This is a genomic window from Mangrovimicrobium sediminis (assembly GCF_004745945.1).
In the GTDB taxonomy this organism is placed as follows: Bacteria; Pseudomonadota; Gammaproteobacteria; order Pseudomonadales; family Halieaceae; genus Mangrovimicrobium; species Mangrovimicrobium sediminis.
Genome location: NZ_SRLE01000010.1, coordinates 1 through 20,569, shown reverse-complemented (window position 1 = coordinate 20,569; position 20,569 = coordinate 1). Strand labels below are relative to the sequence as shown.

Genomic DNA, 20,569 nt, shown 5'->3' with positions numbered 1-20,569 from the left:
ATCGCGCTTGCTGAGAGATTGCCACGGGCTCAGTTCGCCAAAGACGGCCCGGCAGCGGGGCTGCTGGCCGCTCCAGTCTGGCGCCCCTCCGGGGTGCCCTCAGTCGGCCAGGAGCCTTACAGCGCTTCGCTGTCTCCTGGCTCTCCCTCGGCGCCAGACGTGATTTCCGCGGCCAACAGCCCCGCTGCCAGGCCTCGCATCGCGTGAGACGTCATGTTTGGAGTTTCGAGTTGCGGTCCTGCGCAGTGCGCCGACTGCGCGCACGGTGGTTTCGCGCTGGAACGGTGCCACATACAGGGAATCGCAGCGCACCGGGGAGCGAGTATTAACCGCCCGGACTTTGCTGCAGAAACTTTCAAGCAGTCGCCTGTCTTTCCGCCAACCGAACCACCACGAGCATCGAGCACGCAAGTGCCGGGAGACGGGCGGGTGGAGCGCTCGCAAAAGGCGCGCCGAGGAAGTGGAGCGAGACAGCTCGCTGGCTCGCGACCGACTGAGGGCACCCCGGAGGGGCGCGATCTTCAGAGCGCTCCGCCCGCGGGTCTCCCGGCAACCCTCGAAGCCCCCCGGACTCGGCGGGCGATCACCCGTCGAGTAGTACCGGCAAGAGGCAGGCTCGGACGTGGTGTGCCCCCGACGCGACTGAGCTTTTGGAGCGACGGGGGCACACCGCGTCCGCGCCTGCCGGTCAGCGCACTCCGACACAGCAATGCCAGCCCAGCCCTACCCAGAGAATGACAGACCCCACCCAGTACCCTAAGGTGAACACAGTCCCAAACCAGAACGAGGAGCCTCACCCGTGACCGTCATCGTTGCCTGTCTGATCATCGGCGCCATCCTGCCCCTGCTCGCCAAAGCCCCCCTCGGCTACGTGCAGGCCCGCCAACCCGGCGGGTACGACAACCGCTACCCGCGCCAGCAACAGGCCGCCCTCGACGGCCTCGGCCAGCGCGCGCTGGGGGCCCACGAGAACGCCTTCGAGGCGTTTCCCGCGTTCGCCGCCGGCGTGTTACTCGCGTTGTCGTCGAACGGCCCCGCAGCCATGGTGCAGACCCTGTGCTTGGTCTGGGTCGCGGCGCGGGTGGGGCACCTGGCGTTCTACCTCGCCGACATCGACAAGCTGCGCTCCCTGTGCTGGCTGGTGGGCATGGTGTGCGCGATCTGGTTGATGTGCCTGGCACTGCCTTAGCCGGGTACGGGTCTCTCGTGCGACTTGTTGGTGCAATCGCGCGATGCTGCCCCATTTCAGCCCTTTACGCCGCCCTGAACCCTGTCCGGCGGGTGGCGCGCCCCTCGATTCACCGCAGCTTGCTTGCAACTGACCGCAATTGGCTACCGATGGCCTGTCTTTTGCACTAAACATAAGCTCAAGCCGCTGCTAAACGCGGTATGCCGGCTAACACTAAAACGCGTGCTAACAGACTGCTAACAGACAGGGGAATCCCAATGCGCCAGACACCTTATCGCAAGCGTACGCTCGCCCGTGCCGTCTCAATTGCCACCTTGCCCGCCGTTGGCCTCGCCGCGCCGTCGCTATTTGCCCAGGAGATCGATTCCCTGCGCGTGGAGGAGGTGATCGTCACCGCCTCGCGGCGCAGCGAATCGATCCAGGACATCCCGATCAACATCTCGGCGGTGAGTGGCGACAAGATCGCTTCCCAGCGCCTGTACGGCGTCACCGAGATCGCCAACTACGTGCCCGGCCTCACGGTGATCGACCGCGGCCCGCGCGACGAGCACCCGGACATCCTGGTGCGCGGCCTTAACACCACCGCGACCGGCCCGGGCTTCGTCTCGGACACGGTAGCCAGCTACTTCGGCGACATCCCGGTGACCGTGGATATCAAACCGGTGGACCTGGAGCGGGTGGAAGTGCTGATCGGCCCGCAGGGCACCCTGTACGGCCAGGGCACCATGGGCGGCGCCATCCGCTACATCCCGAAGCTGGCCGACGCCACCGAGTTCTACGGCGAGGCGCGCGGCAACTTCTCCAGCAACGAGGAGAGCGGCGGCTACCTGTACGATGTTGGCGTCACGATCAACCTGCCGATCATCGAGAACGTGCTGGCGGTGCGCGGCAGCCTGGACCAGCTCGATGACCCCGGCTTCGTGGATTACAACTACGTGGTGCGCGAGGGCGGGGTGTCCAACCCCGAGCCGGACTTCAGCAACCCGGAGGACGTCAACGCCAATCTGAAGCGGGTCAAGGACGCCAACGGCGAGGAATCCCTGGCCGGGCGCCTCAACCTGCGCTTCACCCCGAACGACTGGCTGGACGCCAACCTGTGGTACCTGTACCAGGACACCGAGGCCGAGGGCCGCCAGCTGGACCACCGCCTGTCCTTCGGCACCGACAAGTACGAATCCGGCCTGCGCTACGAGGAGCCCAACGATTACCGCACCGAACTGTGGAGCCTGGACGTCAAGATCGACATCATGGACATCGCCGAGGCCACGGTGATCTACGGCAAGACCGACTTTCACGAGGAGGGCCAGCGCGACCAGACCGACCTGCTGCTGGACTTCGAGTACGGCTACGAGTTCTTCCCCAGCTTCTCGTCCTACACCCGCGAGGAGAACGACGAGGAAACCGATACCGTGGAGATCCGCCTGGTCTCCACCCACGGCGGCCCCTTCTCCTGGGTGGTGGGTTACTTCTACAACGAGTTCGACCAGGACGCGGTGAGCGAGGAATACACCCCGGGCTTCGACCAGTTCGCGGTGGATGAATTCGGCGGCGTGCAGCTGCGCCCGGACGCGCTGGAGTACATCGAGCTGACCGATTACTACCAGGAGGAAGAGGCCTTCTACGGCGAGTTGTCCTACCGCTTCCTCGACGACCGCATGGAGGTCACCGTCGGCTACCGCGACTATACCTTCGACGTGGACAGCACCGGCGGTTTCGGCCTGCCGCTGTTCGATACCGTATTCCTCGGCGAGCCCCAGGATGCGATCAACGTGGACCTCGGTACCAACAAGGGCAGCAACAACGGCGACCTGTGGAAATTCAACGTCGCCTTCGACCTCGACCCGGACAACATGATCTACGCCACCTACTCCGAGGGTTACCGCAACGGCGGCGTCAACGCGGTGCCCGAGTGTACCCCGGAGCAGATCGAGAGCACCGACCAGCAGCTGTGCGCGCAGGCGGACGAGGTGTTCATCGACCCGGATACCATCAAGAACTACGAGCTGGGCTACAAGGGCCTGCTGCTCGACGGCCGTCTCTCCACCACCGTCGCGGTGTACTTCATCGACTGGCAGGACCTGCAGGTGTCCACCACCACCGACCTCGGCGGCCTGCCGATCATCGGCAACGGCTCGGAGGCGGAGAGCAAGGGCCTGGAGTTCCAGGGCAGCTACCTGATCGGCGAAAACTGGGAGGTGGATGTCACCTACGCCTACACCAATGCCGAGCTGACCGAGTATGCGCCCGGCCTGGTCGGCCCCTTCGATGCCGAGGAGGGCGCGCGCCTGCCCGGCTCGCCGGAGCACCAGGGCACCTTCAACCTGACCTACACCGACATCGTCGGCGATGGCATTGAGATGAAGCTGAACTACGGCTTTATTTACACCGGTGACGTGTACAACATCGTCGGCGGCGACGATGACCCGCTCATCGACCCGGAGACCGGCCTGGCGGCTGACTACGGCGGCGAGTCGATTCCCTCCTACGACATCCACCACCTCAGCGCCAGCTTCAGTCGCGACGCGTGGATGGTGCAGGCCTATGTCGACAACCTGTTCGACGACTACTACGTCACCGGCATCCGCGGCACGCGGCGCTTCCTGCAGGACGAAAAAGCCGGCCCGGGCAATGACATCAACGGCTTCACCCTGCGCAGTTACGCCCAGTACATCGGCGCGCCGCGCACCTTCGGCCTGCGCATGACCTACAGCTTCTAGGCCGGGGCGCTCCACGGGCCCATCCGCCGCCCGGCGGCGGGTCCTACACGCCGGTCACGCCCTGCTCGCGCAGCTCGGCGATGGCCGGCGCCATCTCCTTCTCGTATTTCCGCCAGCGGCCTATGGCGTCGCGGTACAGCGGCTGGCGCACCTGCATGGCGCTGGCGGTGGTCACCGCGCCATCGCGGTGGTGGAAGTCCAGGCAGGCGTCGTCCCAGGGCAGCGCCAGGTAGTCCAGTGCGGCGCCCAGGGTTTGCCGCGGGTCCTCGACCAGTTGCTCGTACTGCAGGGCGTGGATGCGCGCGCCGTACAGCGTGTGCCAGTGCCGGCACAGGCGATCAAACAGGCAGTAGTAGTGGGCGGTGTCGGCGATATCGTAGGCGTAGTTGTAGTAGGAAAAGTTCACCGCGAACAACTGGCGGTAGTTGGCCAGGCAGGTATCCAGCGGGTCGCGGCGCACGATGATCACCCTTGCTGCGGGCAGTGCACGCAGGATGAACCCCAGTTGCAGGACGTTGAGCGGCTGCTTGTCCGCCAGGTAGCGCGTGCCCGGCGCCGGCGTTCCACCGCGGGTCTCCAGCGCATTGCGGTAGGTCCGGGCGATCTGTTCCGGGTCCGCCTCCAGCGCGCCGGCGATCACCGCCGGGTCCAGCACACGCGGCGAACGCTCGCCGGAGGCTGCCTTTACCGCGTGCGGGAAATCCTGCAGTTCGCCGAGTCCGGCGATGGCCGGGTGGGCGCTGAGCATGCGCTCTACCAGGGTGGTGCCGGAGCGCGGCATGCCGACGATAAACAGCGGCGTCCAGTCCTGCTGCGGCGGCCGCGGCTCCGGGTCCGCCGCGGTGAACCCCTGCTGCAGGGCGGCAAACAGCGCCTCGTCCTGCGCGCGGTCATAGGCGATGCGCTCGCGCTGGGCGTTTTTGGCCTCGCACAGGGCGGCGAAGGCGGCGGGGTAGTCGCCGCGCTGCTCGTACAGGCGCGACAGGGCGTGGCCGATGTACAGGCGGTCCACCGCCCCCAGTGCCGGGTCTGCGGCGAGTGCCTCGAGGCGCGCCTGCCGCGTCGTATCCGGCGCGGTCTTTTCCAGTTCGGATAGTGCCCAGTAGGCGCGGGCGAAGCGCGGCTGCAGGTCGATGGCGCGCTCATAGTGGGCGCGTGCACCCGACTCGTCACCCAGGAACTGCTGCGCCGAGGCCAGGTTGAAGTGGAACTGCGCGTTGGACGGCGCCGCATCCACTGCCCGTTGCAGCACCCGGGCCGCCCGCGCGTGTTCGCCCAGCCGGGTAAACACCACGCCCAGGGTGTCCAGCGCCAGCGCCCGCGGTTCACCGGCGGCCAGTGCTGCATCGGCAGCGGCCAGTGCAGCGGCGGGCCGGTTCAGCAGGGCGAGCAGCTTGGCCTGCTGGGCCAGGTAATCGGAATTGTCGGGGGCCAGGGACACGGCGCGCTCCAGCTGCGCCAATGCGCCGGGCAGGTCGCGTCGCGCCTCGGCGGCGATGGCCAGCAGGAACCAGGCGTCGGCGAAGTCCGGGTCGGCGGCGACAATCGCCTCGCACTCGCCGGCCATGGCGCGCAGGTCGCCGCGATTGAGGGCGCTGACGGCGCGTCGGTGGCGCTGGCTGTTGGCGGAATCGGGCATGCTGCGGTTGCGGCGGGTGAGCAGGCATTATCCGGGGGATAAACCGCGGAATCCACCGTCGTCGACCGCAGTTGCCGGGCGTGGTCGCCTGCGCGGTGGAGCGTCGGGCGCGCACCGGCCACGGCCTGCGGAAAATTTCACAAAACGCGTCCGAAAAACGCTTGCGTTGCCACAATTTGGGCTTATGATTCCCGCCATCGAAGCAACCCGATCTTTTTTATGTTCATCCGTTAACGCGCAGCGCAATCCCGGACCGAGTTCCCGGCAGATGCGTTGCGATCGACAACCACTGCTGTTTGAGGAGCCCGATGGGATGGCACACGACGCCGCGCCTGTTGAACGTGATGTAGTACGCCCGCTCAATGCCATGCAAGCCTGGCCTGAGCACCACCAGATCGGTGAGGAAGCGATTCCCGCCGACCACTTCGTTACCCGCGGCGACACCGTGTTCGCCGGCACACACCTGATTCTCGACCTCTGGGGCGCCACGCACCTGGATGATCTCGCGCGCATGGAAAACGCGCTGCGCGAGTGCGTGGTCGAGGCCGGTGCCACCCTGCTGCACATCCACCTGCACCACTTCACCCCCAACGGCGGCATTTCCGGCGTCGCGGTGCTCGCCGAGTCACACATCTCGGTGCACACCTGGCCGGAGCGCGACTACGCCGCCTTCGACGTGTTCATGTGCGGTGACGCGCGCCCGGAGCAGGCCATCGGCGTACTCAAGCGCGCCTTCCACCCGCGGCGCATGAACATCCTCGAGGAGTTGCGCGGGGTGGTCGAGCGTGCCTGAGCAGCAGTACCGGGAGACCCTGTACGCGGGCTGGTGCCAGCAGTTCGAGGTCGAGGAAATCCTCTACGAGGTGAAAACCGGGCACCAGCACCTGGTGATCTTCCGCAACGCGAAGTTCGGCCGGGTGCTGGCGCTGGACGGCATCATCCAGACCACTGAGACGGACGAGTTCGCCTACCACGAGATGCTCACCCATGTGCCGCTGTTCGCCCACCGCGCGCCGCGCCGGGTGCTGATCGTCGGCGGCGGCGACGGCGGCATCCTGCGCGAGGTGACACGCCACGCCGAAGTCGAGCACGTGACCATGGTAGAGATCGATCCCGCGGTCACCGAGATGGCCAAGCAGTTCCTGCCGGGGCACTCCGCAGGCGCCTTCGACGACCCGCGCCTCAACCTGGTGTTCGATGACGGCGCCGCTTTCGTCGCCAAAACGGAAGAAAAATTCGACGTGATCATCAGCGATTCCACCGACCCGGTGGGCCCGGGCGAGGTGCTGTTCAGCGGCGGCTTCTACGCCGCCTGCCACCAGCGCCTGAACCCGGGTGGCATCCTGGTGACGCAGAACGGCGTGCCCTTCCTGCAGCCCGATGAAGTACGCGACACGTCCCGGCGCCTGGCGCCGGTGTTCGCCGACCACCACTTCTACCAGGTGGCGGTGCCGACCTACGTGGGCGGCCTCATGACCCTGGCCTGGGCCAGCGATGACGCGTCGCTGCGCCAGCAGTCGCAGGAAGTGATCGCCGCGCGCTTCGCCGCCAGCGGCCTGCGCACGCGTTACTACAACCCCGGCGTGCATGTAGGCGCGTTCCACCTGCCGCAGTTTATTCTCGACGGAATGGCTGGCTGAAGCCTCGCCGCGCGAAGCTCGACGACTGGCGCCGCGCCGCCCTCAGGCGGCGGCCGCCGACGGCAGGTTGAACTCGAAACGGGTGCCCTCGTTGACCCGGCTGGCCACCGTGATGCGGCTGCCGTGCAGGTCGAGGATGCGCTTGACGATGGCCAGGCCCAGGCCGCTGGACTGGCCGCGGGAGGAGCGCCCGTGGGAACTGCGGAAGTAACGCTCGAAGATATTCTCGATCTCGTCGTCGGGGATGCCGCAGCCGGTATCCGCGACGGTCACCGCCACGTCCTGCTGTTGCGCGCTCACGTCGAGGGTGATGCTGCCGCCGGCGGGCGTGTATTCCAGCGCGTTGCGGATCAGGTTCTCCAGCACGCGCTGCACCAGGCCGATATCCGCGTGTACCAGGGCGCGGTCCGGCTCCCCCGCCAGGCGCAGGTCGATATCGCGCCGGCGCGCCTCCAGGGCGAACTCCTGCACCACGTCGTTGAGCAGTTCGGCGAGGGAGAAGGTCTCCAGCGCCAGCGGCATGCTGCCGGAATCCAGCTTGGACAGCTCGAACAGGTCGCCGATCAGCTCGCCCAGGCGCTGGGTGTGCTTGCGTGTGATCTCCAGGTACTGCTCGCGCTGGTCGGCGTCCAGCTCGCGGTTTTTCAGCAGCAGGGTGTCGACGTAGCCGTGCATGCTGGCCAGCGGCGTGCGCAGGTCGTGGGAGACATTGCTGATCAGCTCCCGGCGCAGTCGGTCGTTCTCCTGCAGGGCCAGGAACTGCTCGCGAATCTTGCTGGCCATGGCGGCGAAGGCGTCGCTGAGGGTGCTGATTTCATCGCCCTTGCCGTCGCCGCTGCGCGTGTCGAAGCCGAGCAGGGCCTCCGGGTCCGCGTCCGGGTCCAGGGCGACGTTGGAGAACGCCTCCACGTCGCGGGTGAGCCGGGTCAGGCGCCGGGTGAGCAGGGTGAACACGATGTGCCCGGCCAATCCGCCGCCGATCACCAGGGCGGCAATCGCCAGCACGCTGATGTTGCGCACGTAGCTGTCGCGCACCGCGCCGGCCAGCATGTCGTACTTGCTGCCGCCGAGTACCACGTAGAGGTAGCCCTGCAGGGTATCCTCGTCCATCACCGGTGCTGCGGAGAATACTTTCTCGCGCTGTGGGTTGCGCGGGTCGGTGCCGTACAGCGGCAGTTTCGCGTCGCCGGCGATCAGTTCGGTCACCGGCCCCAGTTCCACGCTCTGGCGCAGGATGGTCTCCGGCGGCAGTGCGTGGCCGAGGATGGCGCCGTCTCGGCCCAGCAGGTAGACCTCCACCGAGGGGTTGATGACCATGGCGCGCTCGGCCAGGCGCTCAAGTTCCTCGCGGTTGACCGCGCCGTCGTGCATCAGCGTGGTCTGCCCGGTCACGTACATGGCGATGTCCGCGTTGAGGCGCTGGGTGACTTCCTCGTGGTAGCGCTGGGCGCCCCACTGCTCCAGGGCGTAGAACGCGCCGCCGACCACGATCATGATCAGCAGCAGCGCCAGCGACAGGCGGGTGATCAGCGAGTTCATTCAGGCGGCACTCGCGACGGACTGCATCTTGTAGCCCACGCCCCACACGGTGACGATGTACTGCGGGTGCTCGCTGTCCGGCTCGATCTTGCCGCGCAGGCGGTTGATGTGCGAGTTGACCGTGTGCTCGTAGCCCTCGTGGCCGAACCCCCATACCGAGTCCAGCAGCTGGGCGCGGCTGAACACGCGGCCCGGGTGGCGGGCGAAGTGCAGCAGCAGGTCAAACTCGCGGGCCGTGAGTTCGACCCGCGACTCGCCCACGCGCACCTCGCGGCGCGCAGAGTCGATACTCAGGTCGCCCACGGTGAGGGCTTCGGGCGCGGCGCTCTCGGCCCCTGAGCTGAGGGCGTCGATACGGCGGAACAGGGATTTCACCCGCGCCACCAGCTCGGAAACGCTGAACGGCTTGGTCACGTAGTCGTCGGCGCCCAGCTCCAGGCCGAGCACCCGGTCCAGCTCCGATGACTTGGAGGTCAGCATCAGGATAGGCACATAGTTGTGCTCCGCGCGCAGGGCCTTGCAGATGGACAGGCCGTCCGGCCCGGGCAGGCGCAGGTCGAGGATCACCAGGTCCCAGCTGCGGGCGAAAGCCTGGCGCATGCCGGCGTGGCCGTCGTTGGCCACAGTGACCTGGTAGCCCTCGTCGCGCAGGTGCAGGGCGATCAGTTCGGCGATGTCGTGCTCGTCCTCGACGACGAGAATATGGTGTTGTTTCACGGTGATTCCTCCAGTCGTTCCGGAGTATAGGGAAGAAGTTTCACGAAAATATCCCGCCCCGCGGGAGGGATCAAGCCTCGCCGGAGCGGGCGGCGCGGCGGCCGAACAGGGCGATCAGCAGCAGGGCGCAGGCCATCGGCAGGATCAGGCTGGAGAGTATGTGCAGGGCCGCCAGGCCCTGGGCCAGCAGCCAGCTCCCCGCCAGCGGCGCGATGGTGGCGCCGAAGCGGCCCAGGGCACCGGCGGCGCCGATGCCGCTGGCGCGCAGGGAGGTCGGGTAGACGATGGCGGCAAAGGCGGTGAGGGCGTAGGCGACCCCCATGGTGCCGGCGCCCATCAGGCCGATGAGCAGCATCCAGGCGGTGAGCTGGGCGGGCACCACGTGCAGTGCCGCGATGGCCCCGGCCACCGCGCCGAAGCCGAGCACCAGGGCCGGCATGACGCGCTGGCGGTCGACCATCCAGCCGAGGAAGAAGCCGCCGAAGATACCGCCGAAACTGAATACGGTGACCGCGCGCACGGCGTTGTCCACCGTCCAGCCGGCGAGATTGAGCAGGGTGGGCAGCCAACTGGAAATCACGTAGGTGCAGAAGGTGGAGAGGAAGAACAGGCTCCACACCAGCAAGGTGGTGGCGCGGTAGGGCGCCGCCAGCAACAGGCGCAGCCGGTGCAGGCTGCCGGCCGAATTGTCCATGGATACCGCCGCCTGCGCCTCGCGCGAGGCCCGGGCCTCGAGGAACTGGCGGGATTCCGCCAGGCCCCAGAACAGCACCGGCAGCATGGCCAGCGGCAGCAGGCCACCGAACACGTAGACGCCCTGCCAGCCCCAGTTGGCCAGCAGCGGCGGCGCCACCAGCCCACCGAAGGCGCCGCCCAGGGCGGACATCGCGTAGACGCAGGACAGCACGCGGGAACGCAGCTGCGGCGGGGCGTACTCGGAGGCCAGGGTGAGGGCGTTGGCCAGGCTGACGCCGAGGCCGAGTCCGGTGATAAAGCGCAGGCCGACCAGCTGCGGCAGGTTCTGCACCAGCGGCACCAGCAGGCAGGTGAGCCCGCCCACGGCGAAGCCGGCGATGACCATGGGGCGGCGGCCGTAGCGGTCGCCCAGCGGGGTGATGAAGGCCGCGCCGATGGCCATGCCGAATACCGAGGCGGACAGCGCGATGCCGAAGCGCGCCGGGGCGAGTTGCCAGTCGGCGGCCATCGCCGGCACGCTGATCGGCGCGACGATCATGTCCAGGCCGTCGAGCAGCAGGACCATGGCGCACAGTGCGACCACCCGCCAGCGCAGGGCGTCGGGCAGTTCGGGTTCGGGGAGGGCGCTATCGCTGGACGCTGTATCGCTGATGGTGATTTCTCACGGGGTTTCCGGCGGTTTATTATGTGTGCTGCGCACCTTATATCTGTGCTGCGCACCGCTCGCCGGTATCGGGCGGGGCGCTGCACGCTAGAATAACACCGGCAGAGGTTCTGGCAAGCGCAGCACGTGGGCGCGCCGGCCCTCCTGTCACTTGCCTGCACCGGAGTACCGAGGAGCCCGACATGCGACGCCTGTTGCGAGAACCACTGCTGCACTTCCTGCTGCTCGGCGCGGGCCTGTTTGCCCTGTACGGCTGGGTTAACCCGAACGGCTTTGACAACGAGCGGCGCATCGTCGTCGATGGCGGGCGCGTCGCGCAGCTGAGCGCCCATTTCCAGCGCACCTGGAACCGCGCGCCGACCGCAGCGGAACTCGCCGCCCTGGTCGACAACTTCGTGGTCGAGGAAATTTTCTACCGCGAGGCCCTGGCCCTGGGGCTGGACAGCGGCGACGACGTGGTGCGCCGGCGCCTGCGCCAGAAGATGGAGTTCCTCACCACCGACGCCGTCGCCCTCTACGAGCCCGCCGAGGACGAACTGCAAGCCTTCCTGGCGGAGCATCCCGAGCGCTTCCGGCGCGAGGCGCGCTACACCTTCGAGCAGCTTTACTTTTCCCCCGACGCGCCCGGCGCGGTGCGCGAGCGCGCCGGGCAGGCGCGCCGCCAGTTGCTGGCCGGGGATGTGGCGGCGGGCGACCCCTCCCTGCTGCCCGCGAACATGCAGGGGGCGGCCGCCTCGCAGGTGGACCGCAGCTTCGGCCAGGGTTTCGCTGCCCAGCTCGAAGCGCTCACGCTGGGGCAGTGGAGCGAGCCTATCGGCTCCGGTCTGGGCCTGCACCTGGTGCGTTTGGACACGCGCGAGCCCGCCTACCTGCCGCCGCTGGCAGAGGTCCGCGCGACGGTGGAGCGCGAGTGGCGCGAGGCGAAGAACGCCGAGGTCAAGGCCGAACTGATCGCGCAGCTCAAGCGTGAATACGAGATCGTGATCGAACCCGATGCCGCGGGAGTCTCGTCGTGAGGCCGATCCTGGCGCTGCTCTTGCTGTGCGCCGTGTGCGGGGCGCGCGCCGACGAATTGCGCCCGGCCTACCTGCAGTTGACCGAGACCCGGCCGGATGTCTTCGAGGTGCTGTTCAAGGTGCCCGCACGTGGTGGCGCTGAGCGACTGGATTTGCGCGTGGAGTTCGATGACAGCGTGGTCGCGCAGTCCGCGATCAGCGACGGGTTCGTCGGCGGCGCCCACCTGCAGCGCTGGACCCTGCAGCGTCCCGGCGGACTCGCCGGCACGCAGTTGGGCATGACCGGGCCCGCCGCATTGCGCACCGAGACCCTGCTGCGCGTGCAATACCGCGACGGCAGCGCCCTGGTGCACCGCCTGACGCCGGAGGCGCCGCGCTACGTGGTGGAACCGCAACCCGGCCTGTGGCAGGTGGTGTCCACCTACCTGGTGCTCGGTGTCGAGCATATCCTGATCGGCCTGGACCACCTGTTGTTCGTGCTGGTGCTGCTGCTCATGGTCGATGGCACGCGCAAGCTGGTCGCCACCATCACGGCGTTCACCGTGGCCCACAGCATTACCCTGAGCCTCGCCGCGCTGGACCTGGTGCGCGTGCCGGTGCCGCCGGTGGAGGCCTGTATCGCGTTGTCCATCGTGTTTGTCGCCGCGGAGATCGTGCACCGCGAGCGCGGCCTGCCCAGCCTCACCGCGCGGCGCCCGTGGATCGTGGCATTCACCTTCGGCCTGCTTCACGGGCTGGGTTTCGCCGCGGCGCTGGGGGAGATCGGCCTGCCCCAGTCCGCGGTGCCGGCGGCGCTGTTGTTTTTCAATGTCGGCGTGGAGATCGGCCAGTTGCTGTTCGTCGCCGCGGTGCTCCTGTTCGGCTGGGTGGCGCGGCAGGCGCTGCGCAGCGAGCCGCCGCGCTGGCGCGAGGTTCCCGCCTATGCGGTCGGCGCCCTCGCCATGTTCTGGGTGATCGAGCGCACCGCTGGCTTTTGGGCCTGAGCGTACTAGACTTGCGGAGGTTCCAGCCCCGGAGATCGCCGCATGGAAGTCGCTGCCTGTCTGTCCCGTACTGCATTGCTGTCCGCAGTCCTGCTCACCCTGGGTGCCTGCCAGAAACAGGCACCACCGCCGCAGACCGAGGCGCCGCCGCCAGCCGCGGAAGTCCCGGTAGCCGCGCCCCCGCCGCCACCCGAATCGTCGACGCCGGCCTATCCGACGGTGGCGTATTTCGGTGATACCCACGTGCATACCGGCTGGTCCGCCGACGCCGGCATGGACGGCGCCATCACCGGCCCCGAGGATGCCTACCGCTTTGCCCTGGGCCAGGAAGTCACCAGCAACTCCGGGCTCAAGGCGCAGTTGCACCGGCCCTACGACTGGTTCCTGGTCTCCGATCACTCCGACGGCATGGGCGTGATCAATGAACTGGTCGCCGGCAACCCGGAGATGCTTGCCGACCCGGTGCTCAAGCGCTGGTACGAGGCGCTCACTTCCGGCGATGACAAGCGCGCCGCTGACGCCAAGAGCGAACTGGTTGTCATGCAGTCCGAGGGGCGCCTGCCGCAAGTGGTCATGGACCCGAAATGGATGGTCTCCGCCTGGGAGAAAACCATCGAGGCCGCGGAGAAATATAACGATCCCGGCAAGTTCACCACCTTCATCGCCTACGAGTGGACGGTGAACGCCGACGGTGGCGACAACCTGCACCGCAATGTGATCTTCCGCGACGGCGCCGACCGCGCCAGCCAGGTGTTTCCGCTGACCACCTTCGAGACCCAGGACTCGACGAAGCTGTGGGCCTGGATGAAAGCCTACGAGGACAAGACCGGCGGCCGCATGCTGGCCATCCCGCACAACGGCAACATGTCCAACGGGCGCATGTTCGAGGAACAGCAGTTCGACGGTTCGCCGATGACCCGCGAGTGGGCCGAGATGCGCGCCCATTACGAGCGCCTGTACGAGGTCACCCAGATCAAGGGCCAGAGCGAGTCGCACCCGTCGTTGTCGCCGGACGACGAGTTCGCCAGCTGGGACCTGTGGGATCGCGGCAACCTGATCCTCAAACCCAAGCCCGAGGGTGCCTGGCGCTTCGAGTACTGGCGCGAGGCCCTGAAATCCGGCATGCGTATCAAGCGCGAACTGGGCGTGAACCCCTTCCTGTACGGCGCGAACGGCGCCACCGATACCCATACCGGGCTGTCCACGACCGAGGAAGACAACTTCTTCGGCAAATTCAAAACCCTCGAGCCCAGCAACACTGGGCGCTGGAATTTCCCGCTGCTAAGCGGGGCGACGGACAGCTACATGGGCTGGGAGATGGCCGCCTCCGGAGTAATGGGCGTGTGGTCGGTGGCCAACACCCGCGAGGCGCTCTGGGACGCCATGCACCGCCGTGAGACCTTCGCCACCACCGGTCCGCGCATGTCGGTGCGTTTTTTCGGTGGCTATGGCTTCAGTGCCGCCGATCTGGACGGCGATTTTGTCGCCGCCGGCTACGGCGGCGGGGTGCCCATGGGCGGCATGCTGCAGGCCGCCGAAGCCGGCACGCCGCCGACGTTCATCATCGCCGCGAGCAAGGACCCGGACGGCGCCAACCTCGACCGCGTGCAGGTGATCAAGGGCTGGGTGGATGCCGAGGGCAACACCGGCGAGAAGATCTACGACGTGCGCTGGTCCGGCGAGCGCGAGCCCGGTGCCGATGGTAAGTTGCCGCCCGTGGGTAACACCGTGAACCTGGAGACCGCCGAGTACAGCAACACCATTGGCGCCACCGAACTGCAGGCAGTGTTCGAGGATCCGGACTTCGACCCCGCCCAGCAGGCGTTCTACTACGTGCGTGTGCTGGAGATCCCGACGCCGCGCTGGACGCTGTACGACAAGGTGCGCAACGGTATCGAGATGGATGCGACGGTGCCGCTGGTGCACCAGGAGCGCGCGTTCAGCTCGCCGATCTGGTACCTGCCCTGAGCGGGGCCTGAACGGCGCTTGCAGCCGGGCACTGGAGGCCGCGATTTGCTAGAGTGACCCGGCACCGGGAGCGCCAGGCGGCGCCCCGCACCCATAATAAGATCGACCAATATCGACAAGGAAGCCGTCCATGTCCGCTCCGCGCTTATCCTCGTGTTTGCCCTCGTGTTTGCCCTCGTGTTTACCCTGGCGTTTGTGCGCCATCGTTATTTTCAGCCTGTTTTTCAGTGCCTGCGGCGATTCCGATGGTCCCGCCTACCCGGCGCTGGAGGTGCCGGATCCGGTTGTCGAAGGTCCGCTGGAGGGCAACCCCCTGCTGCTCGGCACCCTGTTCAACCTCGCCGATGTCGGCTACGAACAAGCCGAATTCTTTTTCGCCGGCACTGCCAGCGCCTATCGCGATGACAACCTCTTCGACAGTGATGGCCGCTGGCGGGTTGTGCCCGATGCCTCCGCCGACTACAAGACACGCCTGGTGGTCTACCGGCCGATCGACCCGCTGGCCTTCAACGGCACGGTCATTCTCGAGTGGCTGAACGTCACCGCAGGGGCGGACGGCCCGGCGGACTGGGTGACCCTGCACACGGAGCTCATCCGCCGCGGCTACGCCTGGGTAGGCGTGTCCGCGCAACAGGTGGGCGTGGAGGGCGGCGACCTGTTCTTCGACGACGTGATCTCGCCGCCGCTGAAGGAGGCGAACCCGGAGCGCTACGGCTCGCTCTCGCACCCGGGAGACAGCTTTGCCTACGACATCTTCACCCAGGCGGCGCAGGCGGTGCGCTACCCGGGCACGGTCGCGCCGCTGGGGGACCTCACCGCACAGCGCATCATCGCCGCGGGTGAATCCCAGTCCGCGTTCTACCTGACCACCTACGTCAACACCCTGGGCCGGCGCACGGACCTGATCGACGCCTACTTCATCCACAGCCGGGTGCATATCGGCGATGCTGCCTCGGCACCGCTGTCGCAGGCGCCGCAGGCGGAGATCACCACACCCGCAGTCGTGCGCATCCGCGACGACCTCGACAAGCCGGTGCTGGTATTGCAGACCGAGACCGACGTGCTGGCCCTGGGCAGCTTCGCCGACCGCCAGGACGACAGCGACAGCTTCCGCCTGTGGGAGGTCCCGGGCACGGCTCACGCGGATATCTATGTATCGATCGCAGGGCGTTTCGACCTCGGCGACGACCCCGCGGTCGCCGCGGTGGTGGAGAACGCCACGCCGGCGCCGGGCTTCATCGAGTGCGACAAGCCGATCAACAGCGGGCCGCTGCACTTCGCGGCCAAAGCGGCGATCGCGGGCCTCAACCGCTGGCTGGTCGATGGCGACCCACCGCCGGAAGCTGAGCGCCTGGCGCTGAACGATACCGGCGATGCCTACCAGTTTGATGCCTACGGCAATGTGCTGGGCGGGGTGCGCACACCCTATGTGGATGCGCCGATCGCGCGATTCTCCGGCGAGGGCCAGGGCGACATCGAGGATGGCAGCGTGTGTGCGCTGTTCGGCACCACGGAGATCTTCGGCGTGGAAACCCTGCTGGACCTGTACCCGGATGCTGCAGCCTATGCGGTGGCCGTCGAGGACGCCGCGCGCGATGCGGTCAACCAGGGGTTCTTGCTGTCCGAGGATGCCGAGTTGATCATTGAGGCCGCGCGTGTCGCTGATATTCCGCCAGTGATCTTCGTCCCGGACGCGCCCTGACCTACCACACCGTAACCTGCCGCGCCCGCGTCAGCGGGCGTCGACAATCGCCTGCACCGTTTCGCTGAGCCAGGCCGCCAGCTTGCGCCGGCTCGGCCCGCTGGCGGGTAGCAGCGGCAGTTGCCGCGTGTACAGCACGAAGCTGGTCGACAGCATGAAAATCTCCACCGCGCGCACGCGGCCGTCAGGCGTACCCAGCCAGGCGGCCAGCGGGCGCACCAGTTGTTCCTCCGCCACGCGCCGGGTGATCTCGCTGGCCTCGTCGTCGCCGGTGGACAGCGCGATCATCGCCGGCGGCGTGAGGTCCAGGGCCGCGTCGGTGAACAGCTTCGCCAGGTGCGCGCCGAACTGTGTGCGATCCACCTGCAGCAACTCGTCGATGCGCACCGCGTCGGTCAGCGCCGCCTCGAACAGCCCCGCCTTGGAGCCGAAATACCGCAGCAGCATGGGCGAGCTGACATCCGCCAGTGCCGCGATCTCGCGAATACCGCTGCGCGAATAGCCGCTGCGCGCGAAGCACGCCTGCGCCGCGGCCAGGATACGGGCGCGGGTTTTGGTCGCGTTGCGACGCTTGATCGGGGGGCTCGAGGTCATGGGCGGCCAGTATACAGCGGTTGACAGCCAGGCGTGCAGGCCATAAGTTACCCGTCGATAACATAATGCAGGCGCCCGCTGGCGCAGCAAAGGAGAACACGCATGGCGACATTCGTACTGGTACACGGGGGCGGACACGGCGGTTGGTGCTACCAGCCGGTGGCGCGGCTGCTGCGCGCAAGCGGACACGAAGTTTACACGCCGACGCTCACCGGGCTGGGCGAGCGCGAGCACCTGCTCAATCCATCGATCAACCTCGACACCCACATCACCGACGTGGTCAAGCTGCTGCAGTTCGAAGACCTGCAGGACGTCTACCTGGTCGGCCACAGCTACGGCGGCATGGTCATCACCGGAGTGGCGGACCGCGCGCCCGAACGTATCGGCAACCTGGTCTACCTCGACGCCGCGTTTCCCAGCAATGGCCAGTCCCTGGTGGACGTGGCGGGCGAGATGATGGCGGCGTCGCGCGCACGCGGGCGCATCGTCGACGGCGTCGAACTGGTGCTGTTTCCCGACGACCTGCCCTACGGGTATTTCGGTGTTACCGACCCGGCGCAGATCGAGTGGATGGCGGCCAGGCTCACCCCGCACCCCTTCGCCTGTTTCGAGCAGAAGCTGGTATTGCAGGACGAGGCGCGGGTGCGCGCCCTGCCGCAGTCGTTCATCGTCTGCGCCGAGAACATGCCCGAGGAATACCACGACGCCCTGCGCGAGATGTGCCAGGGCCGCTTCTGGGTGGTGGACACCGGGCACGACCTGATGATCACCGAGGCGGAGAAAGTGGCGGGCATCTTCGAGGAGCTGGCGTCCATGTAGTGCTATGCTGTCCGGCATGCAGGACGCCAACCCCCTCAACCTCACCCACATCGACCACGTCGTTATCCGCGCCCGCGATATCGAGCTGATGGTCGCGTTCTACCGCGACGTGCTTGGCTGCCGCCTGGAGCGCGGCCCCGGCGAACTGGGCCTGGCACAACTGCGCGCCGGCCTGTCGCTGATCGACCTGGTGGATGTGGAGACCGAACTCGGACGCGCGGCGGGCGACCCGCCGGACGGCCGCGCGCCCAACATGGACCATGTGTGTTTCCAGGTCGAGCCCTGGGATGTCGCGGCGATCACCGCGCACCTCGACAAACACGGCGTGGAGTACGGCCCGGTGGAATCGCGCTACGGCGCTGCCGGCCAGGGCCCCTCCATCTACCTGCGCGACCCCGAGGGCAATACGCTGGAATTGAAGGGCAGGACGTAATCGGTAAACTGGCGCCACCGTCCACCGCCGCCTGTGTGCACCGGAGCGTCCCATGACCGACCCCAGCCAGTTCGCCACCCACGCCGTCGAGAACCAGCCCGGCGCGCTGCGCGATTACAACGCCTGGACCAGCGATGCACCCCTGCGCGAAGCGGTGGCACGCGAGGGCGCCGGCTGGGCGGTATCCCACCTGCACGAGTATGGGCGCCTGGTCGGCGGCGAACTGGTCGAGCTGGGCTTTGCCGCCAATCGCCACCGCCCCGTGCTGCACAGCTACGACGCCCACGGCAGGCGCATCGACGAGGTCGAGTTTCACCCGGCCTATCACCGCATCATGCAACTGGCGATGCAGCATGGCGTGCACAGCTATGCCTGGCGCAATGTCCATCGCGAGAGCGCGCATGTGGCGCGCGCCGCGCTCATCTACCTCGGCTCCCAGGCCGACGCCGGTAGCGCCTGCCCGCTGTCCATGACCTACGCCGCCATTCCCGCACTGCGTCACGCCGGCGACTGGGCCGCACCGTGGGTCGAGAAACTCACCGCGCAGGACTACGACCCGCGCGCCCTGCCCATGGCGGACAAGCGCGCCTGCACCATCGGCATGGGCATGACGGAAAAACAGGGCGGCTCGGACGTGCGCGCCAACACCACCCGGGCAGTGACCCAGCCCGATGGCAGCTACGCGTTGGTCGGCCACAAGTGGTTTTTCTCCGCGCCGATGAGCGATGCCCACCTGGTCCTGGCACAGGCAGACGCGGGCCTCACCTGCTTCCTGGTGCCGCGCCTGCTGGCGGACGGCACGCGCAACGCCGTGGCTATCCAGCGCCTGAAAGACAAACTCGGCGACTGGAGCAACGCCTCCTCGGAGGTGGAGTTCCAGGGCGCCCACGCCCTGCGCGTGGGGGCGGAGGGTCGAGGCGTCGCCACTATCCTGGAAATGGTCGCGCTCACCCGCCTCGACTGCATCACCTGCTCGGCGGCGCTGATGCGCCAGGCGGTGGTGCAGGCGGTACACCACGCCGGCCAGCGCCGCGTGTTCGGCAAGCTGCTGATCGACCAGCCCTTGATGCGCAACGTGCTGGCCGATCTCGCGCTGGAGGCAGAGGCCGCCACCGCGCTGGCCATGCGCGTGGCCCGGGCCATCGACGCCGCGCCGCGCGACCCACGCGAGGCGGCGTTTGCGCGCATCGCTACTGCCCTGGGCAAGTTCTGGGTGTGCAAGCGCGCGCCGGGGCAGGTGAACGAGGCGCAGGAGTGCCTGGGCGGGATCGGCTATGTGGAGGACACCATCATGCCGCGCCTGTACCGCCAGGCGCCGCTCAACTCGATCTGGGAGGGGGCCGGCAACGTGCAGTGCCTGGACGTGCTGCGCGCCCTGCGCCGCGAGCCGGAAACTCGCGAGGCGTTGTTCGAGGTGCTCGGCCGCGCCGGTGGCCAGCAGCGCGACCTGGACCTCGCGGTGGCACGCCTGGCCGCGGATTTCGACCGGCCGGAGACCCTGGAAGTGCGCAGCCGATACGTGGTCGAGCGCGCGGCCAAGGCCCTGCAGGCGGCGGTGCTGCTCAGCGGCGAGCAGCCGGCGATCGCCGAGATATTCTGCCGGCACCGGCTGGGGGAAGAGGGTGCGGCGAGCTATGGCACCCTGGCGGCGGATGCGCCCTTCGACCTGCTGATTGCGCGCGCGACTGCGCTGAGCGAGGGCTGAGGTCCGGCGGCGCGCTCAGAGCAGTGTCGGTCGATTGGGTAGTTCGTCGCGGTCGTCGTCGCGTGGCGGGAAGTGCTCGGCGATCAGCGCGCTGATGCGGCGAATGCCGAGCAGGGCGCCGGCCTCGAACTCGCTGCGGGCAAACGCTGCTTCCATCTCGCGGCACACCGCCTCCCATTGCTGTGCGCTGACCAGGCCGTTGTAACCGCGGTCGGCGACAATCTCGATGTCGCGCTCGGCCAGCAGCAGGTAGATCAGCACGCCGTTGTTGGCCTCGGTATCCCAGGTGTGCAGGCTGGCGAAGGCCTCCACGGCGCGCTGGCGCGCGCTGACGCCGCCGAGCAGGGCGGGGAGGTCCAGGGCGGTTTCCACGGCGAAGCGCAGCTCGCCACTGTGTTCGCGCTCGGATGCCTTGATGGCCGCCTCGATGGCGTCCAGCGTGTGCTCGCCAAAGGCGCGGCGCAGGCTGCGGCGGGTGGTACAAAGATTGGCGATTACGCGATGCATGGTTTACCAGCCCCCCGAGGCGCCGCGATCCGACCAGCTGT

The 20,569-nt window shown here is 67.7% G+C and carries 17 protein-coding genes; 11 read left to right on the top strand and 6 right to left on the bottom strand.

Features of this window, described 5'->3' with window-relative positions; genetic code table 11:
- Positions 1–799 precede the first annotated feature (799 nt).
- Together E4634_RS15110 and E4634_RS15105 are read left to right on the top strand one after the other, a co-directional pair.
- Complete coding sequence (locus E4634_RS15110) at positions 800–1,189, top strand: MAPEG family protein (RefSeq protein WP_135445388.1); 390 nt, start codon at positions 800–802, stop codon at positions 1,187–1,189.
- Positions 1,190–1,446: 257 nt separating this feature from the next.
- A complete protein-coding gene (locus E4634_RS15105) occupies positions 1,447–3,906 on the top strand; it encodes a TonB-dependent receptor (protein ID WP_135445386.1) in 2,460 nt (819 codons plus the stop codon).
- A gap of 43 nt (positions 3,907–3,949) precedes the next feature.
- Here E4634_RS15105 and E4634_RS15100 read toward each other — a convergent pair whose 3' ends face one another.
- On the bottom strand, positions 3,950–5,545 hold the full coding sequence (locus E4634_RS15100) for a tetratricopeptide repeat-containing sulfotransferase family protein (RefSeq protein WP_135445384.1): 1,596 nt from the start codon (positions 5,543–5,545) through the stop codon (positions 3,950–3,952).
- 367 nt (positions 5,546–5,912) lie between these two features.
- On the opposite strand from E4634_RS15100, the gene speD reads away from it, so the two are divergent.
- Together speD and speE are read left to right on the top strand one after the other, a co-directional pair.
- Positions 5,913–6,338 (top strand): adenosylmethionine decarboxylase, encoded by a 426-nt coding sequence (speD, locus tag E4634_RS15095; RefSeq protein ID WP_206046908.1) that lies wholly within the window; start codon positions 5,913–5,915, stop codon positions 6,336–6,338.
- The gene (speE, locus tag E4634_RS15090; protein ID WP_135445380.1) at positions 6,331–7,185 is read left to right on the top strand and encodes a polyamine aminopropyltransferase; all 855 of its coding nucleotides are present in this window, start codon (positions 6,331–6,333) and stop codon (positions 7,183–7,185) included. The genes speD and speE overlap by 8 nt, the downstream gene beginning before the upstream one ends.
- A gap of 42 nt (positions 7,186–7,227) precedes the next feature.
- Here speE and E4634_RS15085 read toward each other — a convergent pair whose 3' ends face one another.
- From E4634_RS15085 to E4634_RS15075, 3 genes are all read right to left on the bottom strand, one after another.
- Positions 7,228–8,724 (bottom strand): sensor histidine kinase, encoded by a 1,497-nt coding sequence (locus tag E4634_RS15085; protein WP_135445378.1) that lies wholly within the window; start codon positions 8,722–8,724, stop codon positions 7,228–7,230.
- On the bottom strand, positions 8,725–9,441 hold the full coding sequence (locus E4634_RS15080) for a response regulator transcription factor (protein ID WP_206046907.1): 717 nt from the start codon (positions 9,439–9,441) through the stop codon (positions 8,725–8,727). It lies immediately after the preceding gene.
- A gap of 70 nt (positions 9,442–9,511) precedes the next feature.
- Positions 9,512–10,720 (bottom strand): MFS transporter, encoded by a 1,209-nt coding sequence (locus E4634_RS15075; protein WP_135445374.1) that lies wholly within the window; start codon positions 10,718–10,720, stop codon positions 9,512–9,514.
- 263 nt (positions 10,721–10,983) lie between these two features.
- Between E4634_RS15075 and E4634_RS15070 the strand changes: the two genes are divergently transcribed.
- The 4 genes from E4634_RS15070 to E4634_RS15055 all read left to right on the top strand — a co-directional run bounded on the left by E4634_RS15070 (position 10,984) and on the right by E4634_RS15055 (position 16,470).
- Positions 10,984–11,817 (top strand): peptidyl-prolyl cis-trans isomerase, encoded by an 834-nt coding sequence (locus tag E4634_RS15070; RefSeq protein WP_135445372.1) that lies wholly within the window; start codon positions 10,984–10,986, stop codon positions 11,815–11,817.
- Positions 11,814–12,800 carry a HupE/UreJ family protein gene (locus E4634_RS15065; RefSeq protein ID WP_206046906.1) on the top strand — a complete coding sequence of 329 codons (987 nt, stop codon included), beginning with the start codon at positions 11,814–11,816 and terminating at the stop codon, positions 12,798–12,800. Before E4634_RS15070 ends, E4634_RS15065 begins: the two co-directional genes overlap by 4 nt.
- A gap of 42 nt (positions 12,801–12,842) precedes the next feature.
- Positions 12,843–14,768, top strand: a complete 1,926-nt coding sequence (locus E4634_RS15060; RefSeq protein WP_135445368.1) for a DUF3604 domain-containing protein — start codon at positions 12,843–12,845, stop codon at positions 14,766–14,768.
- Positions 14,769–14,961: 193 nt separating this feature from the next.
- Complete coding sequence (locus tag E4634_RS15055) at positions 14,962–16,470, top strand: alpha/beta hydrolase domain-containing protein (protein ID WP_135445366.1); 1,509 nt, start codon at positions 14,962–14,964, stop codon at positions 16,468–16,470.
- Between the two features lie 30 nt (positions 16,471–16,500).
- On the opposite strand, the gene E4634_RS15050 is transcribed toward E4634_RS15055, so the two are convergent.
- The gene (locus E4634_RS15050; protein ID WP_135445364.1) at positions 16,501–17,064 is read right to left on the bottom strand and encodes a TetR/AcrR family transcriptional regulator; all 564 of its coding nucleotides are present in this window, start codon (positions 17,062–17,064) and stop codon (positions 16,501–16,503) included.
- A gap of 102 nt (positions 17,065–17,166) precedes the next feature.
- Between E4634_RS15050 and E4634_RS15045 the strand changes: the two genes are divergently transcribed.
- From E4634_RS15045 to E4634_RS15035, 3 genes are read left to right on the top strand one after another with little or no spacing between them, the layout of a single operon-like run.
- Complete coding sequence (locus tag E4634_RS15045) at positions 17,167–17,883, top strand: alpha/beta hydrolase (RefSeq protein ID WP_135445362.1); 717 nt, start codon at positions 17,167–17,169, stop codon at positions 17,881–17,883.
- 4 nt (positions 17,884–17,887) lie between these two features.
- Positions 17,888–18,316, top strand: coding sequence for a VOC family protein (locus E4634_RS15040; RefSeq protein ID WP_240725205.1), 429 nt, complete (start codon positions 17,888–17,890; stop codon positions 18,314–18,316).
- 52 nt (positions 18,317–18,368) lie between these two features.
- The gene (locus tag E4634_RS15035; protein WP_135445360.1) at positions 18,369–20,021 is read left to right on the top strand and encodes an isovaleryl-CoA dehydrogenase; all 1,653 of its coding nucleotides are present in this window, start codon (positions 18,369–18,371) and stop codon (positions 20,019–20,021) included.
- Between the two features lie 15 nt (positions 20,022–20,036).
- On the opposite strand, the gene E4634_RS15030 is transcribed toward E4634_RS15035, so the two are convergent.
- Complete coding sequence (locus tag E4634_RS15030) at positions 20,037–20,528, bottom strand: TPM domain-containing protein (protein WP_135445358.1); 492 nt, start codon at positions 20,526–20,528, stop codon at positions 20,037–20,039.
- Positions 20,529–20,569: the final 41 nt, after the last annotated feature.